This is a genomic window from Cupriavidus sp. IDO (assembly GCF_000812465.1).
Classification (GTDB): Bacteria; Pseudomonadota; Gammaproteobacteria; order Burkholderiales; family Burkholderiaceae; genus Cupriavidus.
Genome location: NZ_JWMA01000069.1, coordinates 19,231 through 31,620 on the forward strand (window position 1 = coordinate 19,231; position 12,390 = coordinate 31,620).

Consider the following 12,390-nt stretch of genomic DNA (forward strand, 5'->3'; position numbering starts at 1 on the left):
ATGAGTCCTGCCATGCGTACCGTCCTGCTCACCGGCTTCGAGCCGTTCGAGAACGAACCGATCAATCCGTCGTGGGAGGCGGTACGCGCGCTGGACGGCGAACGCGTGGGCGATGCCGTCATCGTCGCGCGCCAGCTGCCGTGCGTGTTCGGCGCTGCCATCGAGGCGATGGGCGCGCTGGTCGGCGAACTGAAGCCTGAACTGGTGATCGCGGTGGGGCAGGCCGGCGGACGTGCCGAGATGTCGGTGGAGCGGGTGGCGATCAACGTCGACGACGCCCGCATTGCCGACAACGCGGGCGAGCAGCCCATCGACACGGCCATCGTCAGCGGCGCCCCCGCGGCGTATTTCTCGTCATTGCCGATCAAGGCCATCGTGCGCGACATGCGCGAGGCGGGCGTGCCGGCCTCGGTATCGCAGACGGCCGGCACCTTCGTCTGCAACCACGTGTTCTACGGCCTGATGCACCTGCTCGCCGCGCACGGCAGAAGCGGCGTGCGCGGCGGCTTCATTCATATCCCCTACCTGCCCGAGCAGGCGGCGCGCCATCCGGGCCAGCCGAGCCTGTCGCAGGACACCATGGTGAAGGGCATCCGGCAGGCTGTTGCGACGGCGTTGTCCACCGATGCCGATATACGCGAGCAGGGCGGCCAGCTCCACTGAGTTCCCGCCGGTTACTCCTGCGTTCCTGCCGTCGCGGCAGCCCGTCTCCGTGCGGCCGCAGCCTTCCTTCGCGCCCTGCGCCCCAGGCTGACCTGTTCGAGGCGCCAGATCACGTAGCTGAACGCCATGAACGGCCATAGCCAGCCCAGCCACTGCGCCAGGCTGTTGAAATGCACGAAGCGGCCCATGCGCCAGCCCTGCTCGGAAATCCATGCATACGGGTTGGAGGGCAGCACATTGGTCAGCACCACCAGCACCACCAGCGCCACCATTGCCAGCACCGCACGCAGCCAGCGCGGCACGTACAGCAGCAGTGCCAGCACCAGCGAACTGGTCAGCAGCGCGAAGCGCCCACCCTCCGACAGCCAGTTGAAGGCGACGCCGTCCGGAAACTGGATCTCTGCCACCGCGGCCTTGATCAGCAGGGCCGCCGCCAGCAAGCCCGCCAGGATGCGCAGCATCGGCGCATGGCGGCGCATGGCGATCGACGCGAACAGCCCGGTGCCCAGCCAGCTGCATGCGGTCACCAGCGTCTCCAGCATCTGCTGGCTTTGCATGTCTTCTGGGCGCAGGCCGATATTGTCCTGCCAGGTCTCCAGCGAGGGCAGCAGGGCCTGCAGCACCTGCATCGGCCATGAGTCCGGGTCGGTCAGCCATTCACGCACGATGCCGCCCATGCCGAACAGGTGCTCCTGCGGGAAGATCTGCGCGAACGGCCACAGCAGCAACAGGATGATCGCGAAGCTCGCGTGCGGCTCGAACCAGGCGGTGCGCAGCCGGGTCAGTGTGCCGCGGTCGATTAGTGCGGCCGTGAAGGGCGCCACCACGGCGCCGCCCAGCAGCGCGCCGAGCGCGTTGGTGATCAGGTCGATATTCGACGAGATGCGGCTCGGCAGCCAGGTCTGGAAGGCCTCCATGCAAGCCGACAGCAATGCGCCGGCCACCAGCGCGATCAGCGTGGCGCGCGCGCCTGAAACGCGCGGATGCAGCGCCAGCACCACCAGCGCGCCGAAGGGGCAGTAGCCCAGCACATTGGTCAGCAGGTCGAATTCGGTGATGTAGCGCGGCTTGGGCGCGCTCAGGAAGGCAAACGGCGAAATGCCGTTGTCGGTCCAGCCCGAGAACGGATAGAGGCTGGCATACACGATCAGCAGCGTGAAGCACAGCAGCCCCACACGCGCCAGCGGCGAGTGGCGCGGCTCGGGGGGCTCGTTCAGCTCCGGCAGCTCAGGTGGCGGCCGCGGTGTCTCGGAGGGCGGCGGGGTGGCCGGCTCCATGGCGTTTCTCCTTGGATGTCAGGGCTTCGTGTCAGTCTTGAGGGGCAGGGTTGCGAGCCAGTCGAGCATCGAGCCGATCACCGCATCGCTGCCGTCGGCGAGCGCCTTGACGCCGCCGGCGCCATCCGCGCTCGGGGCGGGCTGGCGGGCCTCGAAGGTTTGCTGGCCGATCATGCCACGCAGGTACACCGTGGCCCGCACGCGCACCACGCCGTGGCTGGTAGTGGCGCTGTCGAAGACCTGCTCGAACTCCAGCATTTCAACCTTCAGCGCCGGCACGCTGGTATCGCCGAACCACGTCAGCGCGCCGCGCGCGGCGACGGCTTCGCGCAGGCGGTCGTCGAAGAGCCGCGTGGGCGACATCACCCAGCGTTGCGTGGCATACGGCTGCAGGCGCTGGGCTTGCGCGTACTGGAGCCGGTAATAGAGCGAATTGCCGTCCATCCACGTCGGGCCGTCGGTCTGCGCGATGCGTATGCTCGGCAGCTTCTGCTGTGCCTGTGAGGATGGCGCACCGGCGTTCGGGGCCGGCAGGGCGGCCGCTGGTCCCAGATCATAGGTGACCGTCTGCGGTGCGGACCGGGTCAGCGCGCAGCCGGAGAGAGCGGCCGCCGTGACGATGGCGGCCAGCGAGGCCAGTACAGGACTGCGGGAGGATTCCATGGCGGGGTTCTCGGCTCGATCTCTGCGTGTCATGGCGGAAGGCTTCCCGGCTCGGCTCAGGGCGCGCTGAAACCCGGCTCGCCCGGGCCCGGCGTGGGCGGGGGCGGGCCGAACAGCACGCTGCTGGGGCTGTCGTTGAACTGCCCGGCGGCGCGCTCGAAGGTGCGCGCGGTCTGCCGTGCATCGCGGGCAAGGCCGTTGAGCTGCGGCAGTGTCTCCTCGCTGAAATTGCCGGCTGCGGACTGGACCGAGGCGGCAGCGCCCTGCAGGTTATGGCCGACGTTGTCCACGGTGCGCATGACCGTGCCGTTGGGGTTCGCCAGCTCCTGCGTCATGCGGCGCGTCGACTCCAGCGTGGCGTTCATGTTCTCCGTGACCCTGGGCAGCTTCGCGGCGGCGGGCGCCAGCGAGGCGGACAGATGCGAATAGTCCTCGGCAGTCTTGTGGATCGAGCCGATCGCCGCCATCAGCGCGGCGCGGTTGCCGGTCTGGAACATGTCGTTGATCGAAGTGAACAGCGTCTCGACCTGTGTCAGCAGCGAGTCGCCGCGCTTTTCCAGTTCCTCGAAAAAGCCCGGGCGCATCGCGATGCGCGCGACGGCCTTGGGCGACGAGTGCAGCGGCGGCGAGCCACCGGTGCCTTCCTCCGCCGCGGTATCGTCAAGCTGCACATAGGCGATGCCGGTCACGCCCTGGAAGCCCAGCGTGGCATACGTCGTGCGCGTGATCGGCGTGTCCTGGTTGACGTTGACGCGCACGATGATCTGGCCCGGCACCTGCGGATCGAAGCGGATCGACACCACCTTGCCGACGTCCAGCCCGCGGTACTTCACGTCGGCCTGCGGGCCGAGGCCGTTGACGGTGGAACGGGTGACGAGGTCGTAGGGCACGCGCACCGCATGGTCGCTGCTGAACCAGAAGAGCGCGAACAGCACCAGCACGGCAAGGCCGATGGTGAACACGCCCGCGAGGAATGCGTGTGACTTGTTTTCCATCATGCTTCTCCAGGTTGCGTGGCGGGCCTGCCCACCTGCTGGTCCTGCTGCAGGGCCTGCAACGCACGCTGGGCCCGCTCGCCCAGGAAATATTCGCGGATGAACGGATGGTCGACCTTCACCAGTTCGGGAAGCGGCAGGGCCGCCACCAGCTTGTGGTCGGCCAGCACCGCCACGCGGTCGGACAGCGCCACCAGCGTATCCAGGTCGTGCGTGATCATCACCACCGTCAGCCCCAGTTCGCGGCGCAGCTCGCGGATGAGCGCCACGTAGTCGTCGGACGCCATCGGATCGAGGCCGGCGGTGGGTTCGTCCAGGAACACCAGCTCCGGTTCCAGCGACAGCGCGCGTGCCAGCGCCACCCGCTTGACCATGCCGCCAGACAGGTCCGACGGCATCTTGTCGGCATCGCGGGCCGACAGCCCCACCATCTGTAGCTTGAGCAGGGCCGCCTGACAGATCAGATTGTCCGGCAGCGCCCGAAGTTCGCGCAGCGGCAGCGCGATGTTGTCGATCACCGACAGCGCCGAGAACAGCGCGCCTTGCTGGAACTGCAGGCCCCAGCGGTTGCGCAGCGCCTGCAGCTGCGCTGGCTTCAGGCGCCTGGGCTCTTCGCCGAAGATGCGGATGGTGCCCGAGGTCGGCCGGTCCAGCCCGACAATCTGCCGCAGCAGCACGGTCTTGCCGCTGCCCGAACCGCCCACGATGGATAGCACCTCGCCGCGGTAGACGTCCAGGTTCACGCCGTCGTGCACCACGGCTTTGCCGAAGCGCTTGACCAGGTCGCGCACTTCGATGATCGGCGTGGGGGAGGAGCGGGCCTCGTTCATACTCGCAGGCCTACGTCCTTGAACAGGATGGCGAAGATGGCGTCGGCCAGGATCACGATGGTGATGGAAGTCACCACCGAAGCGGTCGTGCCTTCGCCAAGGCTTTGCGTGTTGGGTTTGATGCGCAGGCCGAAATGACATGCGGTCAGCGCGATCAGGATGCCGAACACTACGCCCTTGCCGAGCCCCAGCCACAGGTTGGCGACCGGTACCGCATCGGGCAGCGCACGCAGGAAATAGGCTGCGCTGATGCCCAGTTGCATGCGCGCGGCCAGCATGCCGCCGCCGAGTGCCATCACGTCGGTCCACGCCACCAGCAGCGGCATGGAGATCGCCAGCGCGATGACGCGCGGCATGATCAGCCGGAAGCCGTGCGAAATGCCCATCACGCGCATCGCATCGAGTTCCTCGGTGACGCGCATCACACCGATCTGCGCGGTGATGGCCGAGCCCGAGCGCCCGGCGATCAGGATCGCGGCCAGCACGGGACCCAGTTCGCGGATCACCGCCATGCCCAGAATGTTCACGATGAAGGTGCTGGCGCCGAAGGTGCGCAACTGGTTGGCCGACAGGTAGGACAGCACGATGCCGATCAGGAAGCCGACCAGCGCCGTGATGCCAAGCGCCTTGTACCCCACGTTGTAGATATTGGCCGAGATCTCCCGCCACGGGCCGCGCTGCGGCACGCGCGCAAAGCGCAGCAGGTCGAAGGCGAGCTGGCCCAGCATGGTGACGCCGGTGCCCAGCTGGGCGCCGAAGGACAAGACGCCGGCGCCGAACAGCGTGACCGGATTGAAGCGGTCGACGATATGCTTCTTCCAGCCCTCGGCATGCAGATCCGCAATGCGATCGAATACGCGTTGCTGGCCTTCGCTGGCGTCGAGATGGGCGGGCAGCTTGCCGTTCCACGCCTGCCACAGCAGTTGTCCGCCAATGTGATCCAGGCGTTCCACGTCTGCCAGCGACCAGTGCGCGTCTTCGGGGGCCTGCGCGAGTTCGTGCAGCCGGCTGCGCATGCTGCGCGCCTGATGGCAGCCGGCCAGGCCGAGCGCCGTCCAGTCGCCAACCAGCTGAACGCTGACGGTTCCGTCCTGGCGCGTGATATTGAAGGCTGGCGTCGTCTGGCGTTCCAAGGGCGCGGCAATGTGATGGCTTAGTCCCGATTCTAAGCTACGCGCGGGGCTGGCGCGACCCGGGTGTGTGCGCGGCTACAATGCGGGCTGAATCCGCCGCCCGCGGCGCCCGTGTATCGCACGTTTCCTGCCCAAGCTCCTGCTGCCTCGCATGTCCGACGCCCCCGCCTCGCCATCCCCGTCCGCCCGATCCTGGCGCATCGATGCTGCCGGCCTGCGCGCAGCGCTGTCCGACACCATGCAGGACTGGACCCTCGATCTGGTAGAGGAGACCGGCTCCACCAACGCCGACCTGACCCGAACCTGCCGGCAGGCACCGTGGTCGGATGCCGGCACGCTGCGCCTGGCCTATCGCCAGACTGCGGGGCGCGGCCGGCAGGGCCGCGCGTGGCAGGGCCAGGCGGGGCTGACCTTCTCGGTGGCATTGCCGCTGGCGCTGGCGCCGGCGCAACTGAGCGGCCTGAGCCTGGCGGTGGGCCTGGCGCTGGCCGAGGCGCTGGGCGATGTCGATTCGCGCCTGGGCGCGCGGGTCGGGCTGAAGTGGCCCAACGACCTGCAGATCGACGGGCGCAAGCTGTCCGGGATCCTGATCGAATCGGTGCCGGCGGGGCCGCAGCGCGTATGGGCCGTGGTCGGCATCGGCCTGAACCTGTTCCGCGACGCGCAGATGGAAGCAGCACTCGGGCGCGAACTTGCCGGCGTGGCCGAGGCGCTGCCGGGGTTTGATGCGCAGCGCGACGCCACCCGCCTGCTGGCCGCGGTGCTCAACCGGCTGGCCGCGATGCGCGAGCGTTTCCTTGCGCATGGATTCGCGCCGATGGCGGCCCGCTGGTCCGCGCGCGACGCCTACCGCGACCAGCCCGTGCGCCTGCTGCATGACGGCCAGGTGCTGGCCGAGGGCATGGCCCGCGGCGTGGACGAGGAAGGCCACCTGCTGCTCGAAACGCCAGCTGGCCTCGAGCGCATTGCCAGCGGCGAGCTGTCGCTGCGCCCGGCCGACGGTTCGCATGGAGCGACCGCATGAGCGCAGCCGCCACACCGCTGCTGCTGATCGATATCGGCAATACGCGCCTGAAATGGGCGTGGTGCGATGCCGCTGCGGACGCCCCGGCAGTCGGCAAGCTGCCGACGCCGTGGCGGGAAAGCGGCGCCGTGGCACACGCCGCGGAGGGCGCGCTGAAGTCGCTGGCCGGCACGCTGCGCAACTTGCGTGGCTCGGGCCCGATGCCGGCGGTGTGGGTCACCAATGTGGCGGGGCCGGTGATTGCCGCCGCGGTGGACGGCACGCTGGCCGATGCCTTCGGCGCCTGCCCCCCAGTGCAATGGGTACGCGCGGCGGCGTCGCATGGCGATCTCGCCAACGGTTATCGGGAACCCACGCAACTGGGCGTGGACCGCTGGGTCGGCAGCATCGGCGCGCACCACTACCTGCCGCATGACACGCTGCTGATCGTGACCGCGGGCACGGCCACGACGCTCGATATCGTCACGGTGGCATCCGATGGCCGCGCGCGCTTCGAGGGCGGGCTGATCCTGCCGGGCCTGGCCCTGATGCTGGGCACGCTCGCGCGCAACACCGCGCAGCTCCCGGCGGTGGAAGTCGAAGACACCGGCCACGCCACGCCCCGGCCCTGGGCCGACAACACCCATGACGCCATCGCCGCCGGCTGCCTGGCGGCGCAGGCGGGCGCGGTCGAGCGGACCTGGCGCGCGCTGGGCGAGCGCGGGCCGACGCGCTGCCTGCTGTCCGGCGGGGCCCGGCACGCGCTGGCCGGTGCGCTCGCCGTGCCATTCGAGATGCACGATAATCTTGTGCTGCTGGGGCTGCACGCGATGGCCGCCGCGGCCTGAGCGCCCGCCTGCCGGCATTTGCCCACCACAACGACCCTGGTCTATTTCCATCCGCGCGCCTGACCCATGCTCCGCACCGGCCTGCCCGACCCGACGCGACCGCAGCTGTATTTGCTACTTGCGCTCCTGCTTGTGAACGCCGTGCTGCTGGCCGCGGTGCTCGGGCTGTTCGGCGCGGATCCGCTGTCAGGCTGGTTTGAAACGCCGCGCGAGCCGCAGCGCCTGCAGCAACAGGTGCGTGCTGAACGCATGCAGCTTCAGGCACCGGGCTCGGCCCCGCGCAGCGCATTGCCGGCCAGCGCGGTCGTGGTGGCCTCCCTGCATTCCGCGCGTGCGGGCAGCGCCGACGAGAGCCCTTGCGTCGAGATTGGCGGCTTCAGCGCGCAGGCCGCCCGCCGCGCCGCCGACGAGCTTGCCGGCGGCACGCTGCGTGTGGAGCAGTTCGAGCGTCAGGAGCAGGTACGCTGGTGGATTCACCTGCCGGCGCAACCTACGCGCGAGAACGTCGAGCGCAAGCTGTCCGAGCTGCGCCGGCGCAATGTGACCGACTATTCGGTGGTGACCACGGGTGCGGCGGAGTCGGAAGCGTTCATCGTATCGCTTGGCCGGTTCCGCGATCGTGAGCGTGCCGAGCGCTATCTGGAAACACTGCGCGGCCATGGCGTGCGCACGGCCGTGCTGGCCGATGCGCCGCGCCTGCTGGCGCGCCCGTGGCTGCGCGTGCGTGGCGTCGACGATGCGGTACGCACGCGTCTGGAGGAAATGCGCGAGCACTACGGCGCCGAAGACCTTCAGAGCTGCAGCAACGCCCAGGCAGGTTAAGAACCCATTTCGCTATGAAACGGATTCTATCGCTGCTCGCGCACCTTGGTCAGCAGCTTGGTGGTGGAGCGGTCGTGCAGGAAGGGGATCGCATAGGCGTGGCCGCCCCAGCTGCGCACCAGGCGGGTTTCTTCCAGCGTGTCGATATCGTAGTCGCCGCCTTTCACGTAGATGTCCGGGCGCACCTGGCGGATCAGCTCCACCGGGGTCTGCTCGCGGAACATCGCGACCAGGTCCACGCAGGCCAGCGCGGCGAGCAGCGCCATGCGGTCGGTTTCGTGGTTCAGCGGGCGGTCGTCTCCCTTGCCGAGCATCTTCACCGAGGTATCGCTGTTGACGCCGACGACGAGGCTTGCGCCCATCTCCCTGGCTTGCGCCAGGTACGTGGCGTGGCCACGGTGGAGGATGTCGAAGACCCCGTTGGTGAAGACCAGCGGGCGCGGCAGGGCGGCAATCCGCTCGGCCAGCGCGGCGCGGTTGTCGGGAGGGATCAGCTTGGACTCGAAAGCGGGTGCGGACATGGTTGGCGGTGAGTGTTTGGCTGCCAAGCTTACTGCAAAGACTGGCGGAGCGGTCCGGAATCGGGGTCTCCGCAGTATGTCCGTAGCCGGCCAGGTTTTCTCGTAGGCTTCAGCCGATTTTGAAGCAATATGAGTGAATATTCTCACGCATGAAAAAGAGGTTCTTCTGCCGGATTGCGGGTCTGGGTTCTTGGAGGCGGTGCTGTTTCGCCGGCGTAGCCGGCGACTTCCTTTTTGACGGCGCCTTTTGCCTACTTTTGGGCGCCGGCCAAAAGTAGGTCGCCCCTTCAGGGGCGAAACCTGAGGCCGTCGACCCTCGACCGCGGCCAGCCGCAGCCACTAACCTCAGGCGCACCAGCAGCGGCCCCTTCAAAGACCCCAGCCCCACAATTCGGCGAAGATCCAATAAAAAGCCCCATCATACGGATGGGGCTTTTTGCTGGCCGCGCCGAGGTGTGAACTTTAGGCCTGCGCCGGCTGCGCACCGCCCCCTTGCAGGCTGGCATTCAGCTCCTTGCGATAGCGGTTCAGGTCCTGCACGGTATCGAAGGTGCGCTCGAACAGCAGCGACATATTGTGCAGGATCCGTTCGATGACCTTCTTCTCCCAGCCTTCGTCGAAGCGGATCTGCTCGTCCAGCCAGTGCTCGAGCCAGTCCGGGTCGGGCAGGCGCGACTGCACGGTGTCGTTCGGGAACAGGGCCTTGTTCACGTGCAGGTTGGTCGGGTGCAGCGGCTTTTCCGTGCGGCGGGCCGATGCCATCAGCACGCCGATCTTGGCGAACGCGGCGCGGGCGGAGTCGCCGAACTGGGCCAGGTACTTCTTCATGTAGCGCAGGTAGGCGCCGCCGTGGCGGGCTTCGTCCTGCGACAGCGTGCGGTAGATATGCTTGATCACCGGTTCGGTGTGCCATTCGGCGGCACGGCGGTACCAGTGGTTCAGGCGGATCTCGCCGCAGAAATGCAGCATCAGCGTTTCCAGCGGCGGGGCCGGATCGAACTCGAAGCGCACGGCGTGCAGCTCTTCCTCGGTCGGCACCAGGTCTGGGCGGAAGCGGCGCAGGTACTCCATCAGCACCAGCGAGTGCTTCTGTTCCTCGAAGAACCAGATGCTCATGAACGCCGAAAAGTCAGAATCGTGGCGGTTGTCGCGCAGGAACATCTCGGTCGCCGGCAGCGCCGACCATTCCGTGATGGCGTTCATGCGGATGGTCTTGGCCTGGTCGTCCGTCAGCATGCCGGCATCAAAGGTATCCCAGGGGATGTCCTTGTCCATGTGCCAGCGGACGGCTTCCAACGATTTGAACAGTTCGGGGTAGAGCATGGTAAGCCTTTGAAATTACGGGCAGATTCTATCAGATGCGAATTATTCTCTATTCCCTTTTTTAGGGCGGATCGGGGCAAATGCAACGCCTTTTACATGATATTTGGCGAAGTCAGCGGCATTTTCCGGGCGATAGCCGGAGCCGGGGCGGCCAGAAGTGCCAGTGGCGGCGCTTCAGGGTGTCAAAAGCGTCTGGGCGGCTGCAAGTGCCGGCGCGGTGCCGGGAATGACGCCATAGAGGAAGGCGGCGAGCTCGTCGGCCTGTGCCGCGGCGTCGCGCTCGCCCAGGGCGATCAGCGCCTGCGTGAACTCCGGTTCGAACAGCAGATAGCTGGCAAAGGCCGCGCCGCGCGCCTCGGTGCCGCCCAGCGGTGCCAGCAGGGCGCGCACGGTGCGCGGCAGCTGTTGCAGGTGGTCAGCGGCAATTGCCTCGATCGGCTCGCTGGGGGAAATCGTCATGACCTGCACCGGCCGCCAGCCCTCGGCATCGCCGGCCAGTTCCGGCATGCGCGCGAGCAGCCGGTTGATATGGAGCAGCCGTTCCAGGTCGGCGGAAAGGCCGTCGAGGAAGATGCTGGCCAGCGCCTGCCCGCCCACCTGCGCCAGCGACGGGTAGCCGCCTGCCGGCACGGTGTCGAACCAGCCGGGACGCTGGCGTGAAGCCGCGCCGATCGCCAGGATGCGCGATGCGCCCAGGTGGATCGCCGGCGACAGCGGTGACATCTGCCGCATGGTGCCGTCGCCGAACCACTCGTGGTGGCCTTCGATCTCCAGCGGCATGGCGGGAAACAGGAACGGGATCGAGGCCGAGGCGAGCAAGTGGTCGACCGTGATATGCGTGGGCACCGCCACACGCTGGCTGCGGCTCCAGGGATGGATGCGCCGGTGCGACTGGTAGAAGGTCACATGCCGGCCGGTGCTGTAGGACAGCGCCGTCACCGCGAACGCCTGCAGCGCGCCGCTGTTGAGGCTGGCCTGCACGCGCTCCGGATCGAACAGTTCGCCCAGCATGCTGCCTAGCGGGGCGCTGTCGAGCAGTGCGCGCGGCGCGCGGCGCTGCGTGGCCCAGCCGAATGCCAGCGCCGACAGCCAGCGTGCGCCCGAAACGCCCATGCGCAGCACGTCGGTGCGGTAGACGTCGTCGGCGTGGATGCTGTGCCATAGCGCGGCCAGGATGTCCGCGCCGGTCTGGAAATCGGCCGCGTGGATGGCCAGCCCGGCGCCATTGATGGCGCCAGCCGAGGTGCCGGCGACGATGCCGAACGGAATCTCGCGGTGGCCCTTGCCGTAGCGCGCGGCGATGCGCGCCAGCCCGCTCAGCACGCCCGCCTGGTACGCGGCGCGCGCGCCGCCGCCCATCATGATCAGAGCCGTGGAATGCGTGTTCAAGCCGACGTTCCGTCCGGAAAATGAGATCTCGTTGCCGTCAGGGTTGCCGCGATACATCGGCCAGCCTATTGCGCGTCGTCGTCAGGCTTGGCCGGCGTCGGGGCGGCAGGTGGCGCCTTCGGGGCACTGGCCGGCTTCTTGCGCGGTGCGCTCTTGCGCTTGGGCGCTGCCTTGGCGCCGGCCTTGGCCGCGGCGCCGCCGGCCGCCTTGCGTGCCGGCTTCCCAGCGGACTTGGCGGCGGGCTTGGCAGCGGGTTTGGCAGCGGTCTTGGCTGCTGCGGCGGACGATGCCGCGGCCGTACCGCCGTTGCCGAAGCCGCCCACGCCGAACGGCGCCATGCTGGCCGCCGCGGCGCTGCTGGCGATCTGGTTGAACTGCTGCTGCAGCAGGTCCCACCACAGCCCGGCGTTTGGCGGCACGGCGGTGGACGGATCCGCGCCGGCCGCGGCGTGGCCCTCGGGCAGTGGCGGCGGCTCCGGGGTTTCAGCGGCAGTAGCGGCCTGCGCGGCCGGTTCGGCGCGATGCGGCGGCGCTGCACTAGGGGTGTTGGCGGCGCGCGCCACGTTCTCCATCGCGCTTTGCATCGCATCGGGCGACAGCGCATTGCCGAAAGTCTGCAGCGCAACCAGCGTGGCGCGCTGCACTTCCAGGCCCTGGATGGTGGTGCGCAGCAGGTTGGTGTTGAGCTGCAGCCAGCCTTCCACGGCTTTCAGGTCGTGAATGCGCTTGTCGAGGTCTTCGAGGTCCATCGGCGGCGTCATCGCCTGCAAGCCCGGCATCAGGCCGCCGCCCGCGCCGCTGCCCCACAGCTTGCGCATGAACTCGAAGCCGTTGGTGAAATCGGGAATCTGTCCGAACATGGTCGCGTGCTCCGTGTGGGGGCAGCCGGGCAGCAAGTCCGCGCCGTCGGCTGTCTCCGTTCC

General features: G+C 68.2%; 13 protein-coding genes. 4 read left to right on the top strand and 9 right to left on the bottom strand.

Annotated features, from left to right (window positions below; genetic code table 11):
• Positions 1 to 12: 12 nt before the first annotated feature.
• Positions 13 to 663, top strand: coding sequence for a pyroglutamyl-peptidase I (gene pcp, locus RM96_RS20475; protein WP_039013246.1), 651 nt, complete (start codon positions 13 to 15; stop codon positions 661 to 663).
• A gap of 11 nt (positions 664 to 674) precedes the next feature.
• Here pcp and RM96_RS20480 read toward each other — a convergent pair whose 3' ends face one another.
• Genes RM96_RS20480 through RM96_RS20500 form a run of 5 tightly spaced genes read right to left on the bottom strand, consistent with a single transcriptional unit; the run spans position 675 to position 5,444 of the window.
• The gene (locus tag RM96_RS20480) at positions 675 to 1,940 is read right to left on the bottom strand and encodes a VanZ family protein (protein WP_039013248.1); all 1,266 of its coding nucleotides are present in this window, start codon (positions 1,938 to 1,940) and stop codon (positions 675 to 677) included.
• Between the two features lie 18 nt (positions 1,941 to 1,958).
• Entirely contained in the window at positions 1,959 to 2,603 is a 645-nt protein-coding gene (locus tag RM96_RS20485; RefSeq protein ID WP_193752492.1) for an ABC-type transport auxiliary lipoprotein family protein, read from the bottom strand.
• A gap of 56 nt (positions 2,604 to 2,659) precedes the next feature.
• Positions 2,660 to 3,601 (bottom strand): MlaD family protein, encoded by a 942-nt coding sequence (locus tag RM96_RS20490; protein WP_039013250.1) that lies wholly within the window; start codon positions 3,599 to 3,601, stop codon positions 2,660 to 2,662.
• Positions 3,598 to 4,428 carry an ABC transporter ATP-binding protein gene (locus RM96_RS20495; protein ID WP_039013251.1) on the bottom strand — a complete coding sequence of 277 codons (831 nt, stop codon included), beginning with the start codon at positions 4,426 to 4,428 and terminating at the stop codon, positions 3,598 to 3,600. The genes RM96_RS20490 and RM96_RS20495 overlap by 4 nt, the downstream gene beginning before the upstream one ends.
• Positions 4,425 to 5,444, bottom strand: coding sequence for an MlaE family ABC transporter permease (locus RM96_RS20500; protein WP_238587342.1), 1,020 nt, complete (start codon positions 5,442 to 5,444; stop codon positions 4,425 to 4,427). The genes RM96_RS20495 and RM96_RS20500 overlap by 4 nt, the downstream gene beginning before the upstream one ends.
• Before the next feature lie 268 nt (positions 5,445 to 5,712).
• On the opposite strand from RM96_RS20500, the gene RM96_RS20505 reads away from it, so the two are divergent.
• The 3 genes from RM96_RS20505 to RM96_RS20515 all read left to right on the top strand — a co-directional run bounded on the left by RM96_RS20505 (position 5,713) and on the right by RM96_RS20515 (position 8,234).
• On the top strand, positions 5,713 to 6,585 hold the full coding sequence (locus tag RM96_RS20505) for a biotin--[acetyl-CoA-carboxylase] ligase (protein ID WP_039013252.1): 873 nt from the start codon (positions 5,713 to 5,715) through the stop codon (positions 6,583 to 6,585).
• A complete protein-coding gene (locus RM96_RS20510; protein WP_039013254.1) occupies positions 6,582 to 7,412 on the top strand; it encodes a type III pantothenate kinase in 831 nt (276 codons plus the stop codon). The genes RM96_RS20505 and RM96_RS20510 overlap by 4 nt, the downstream gene beginning before the upstream one ends.
• A gap of 111 nt (positions 7,413 to 7,523) precedes the next feature.
• Positions 7,524 to 8,234: an SPOR domain-containing protein gene (locus RM96_RS20515; protein ID WP_338011425.1), complete on the top strand. Its 711-nt coding sequence runs from the start codon at positions 7,524 to 7,526 to the stop codon at positions 8,232 to 8,234.
• Between the two features lie 26 nt (positions 8,235 to 8,260).
• Here the strand turns inward: RM96_RS20515 and rfaE2 are convergent, their stop codons facing one another.
• From rfaE2 to RM96_RS20535, 4 genes are all read right to left on the bottom strand, one after another.
• Positions 8,261 to 8,755, bottom strand: a complete 495-nt coding sequence (gene rfaE2 / locus RM96_RS20520) for a D-glycero-beta-D-manno-heptose 1-phosphate adenylyltransferase (protein WP_039013256.1) — start codon at positions 8,753 to 8,755, stop codon at positions 8,261 to 8,263.
• 462 nt (positions 8,756 to 9,217) lie between these two features.
• A complete protein-coding gene (locus RM96_RS20525) occupies positions 9,218 to 10,078 on the bottom strand; it encodes a ferritin (protein ID WP_039013257.1) in 861 nt (286 codons plus the stop codon).
• A gap of 174 nt (positions 10,079 to 10,252) precedes the next feature.
• A complete protein-coding gene (locus tag RM96_RS20530; protein WP_039013319.1) occupies positions 10,253 to 11,440 on the bottom strand; it encodes a patatin-like phospholipase family protein in 1,188 nt (395 codons plus the stop codon).
• A 92-nt stretch (positions 11,441 to 11,532) separates the two neighbouring features.
• The gene (locus tag RM96_RS20535; RefSeq protein WP_039013258.1) at positions 11,533 to 12,327 is read right to left on the bottom strand and encodes a PhaM family polyhydroxyalkanoate granule multifunctional regulatory protein; all 795 of its coding nucleotides are present in this window, start codon (positions 12,325 to 12,327) and stop codon (positions 11,533 to 11,535) included.
• Positions 12,328 to 12,390 lie beyond the last annotated feature (63 nt).

Coding starts and splice junctions, on each gene's coding strand:
- RM96_RS20525 (WP_039013257.1), bottom strand. CDS start 10,078: ATGCTCTACCCCGAACTGTTCAAATCGTTGGAAGCCGTCCGCTGGCAC.
- pcp (WP_039013246.1), top strand. CDS start 13: ATGCGTACCGTCCTGCTCACCGGCTTCGAGCCGTTCGAGAACGAACCG.
- RM96_RS20530 (WP_039013319.1), bottom strand. CDS start 11,440: ATGATGGGCGGCGGCGCGCGCGCCGCGTACCAGGCGGGCGTGCTGAGC.
- RM96_RS20535 (WP_039013258.1), bottom strand. CDS start 12,327: ATGTTCGGACAGATTCCCGATTTCACCAACGGCTTCGAGTTCATGCGC.
- RM96_RS20500 (WP_238587342.1), bottom strand. CDS start 5,444: ATGCGCAGCCGGCTGCACGAACTCGCGCAGGCCCCCGAAGACGCGCAC.
- RM96_RS20485 (WP_193752492.1), bottom strand. CDS start 2,603: ATGGAATCCTCCCGCAGTCCTGTACTGGCCTCGCTGGCCGCCATCGTC.
- rfaE2 (WP_039013256.1), bottom strand. CDS start 8,755: ATGTCCGCACCCGCTTTCGAGTCCAAGCTGATCCCTCCCGACAACCGC.
- RM96_RS20490 (WP_039013250.1), bottom strand. CDS start 3,601: ATGATGGAAAACAAGTCACACGCATTCCTCGCGGGCGTGTTCACCATC.
- RM96_RS20495 (WP_039013251.1), bottom strand. CDS start 4,428: ATGAACGAGGCCCGCTCCTCCCCCACGCCGATCATCGAAGTGCGCGAC.
- RM96_RS20505 (WP_039013252.1), top strand. CDS start 5,713: ATGTCCGACGCCCCCGCCTCGCCATCCCCGTCCGCCCGATCCTGGCGC.
- RM96_RS20480 (WP_039013248.1), bottom strand. CDS start 1,940: ATGGAGCCGGCCACCCCGCCGCCCTCCGAGACACCGCGGCCGCCACCT.
- RM96_RS20510 (WP_039013254.1), top strand. CDS start 6,582: ATGAGCGCAGCCGCCACACCGCTGCTGCTGATCGATATCGGCAATACG.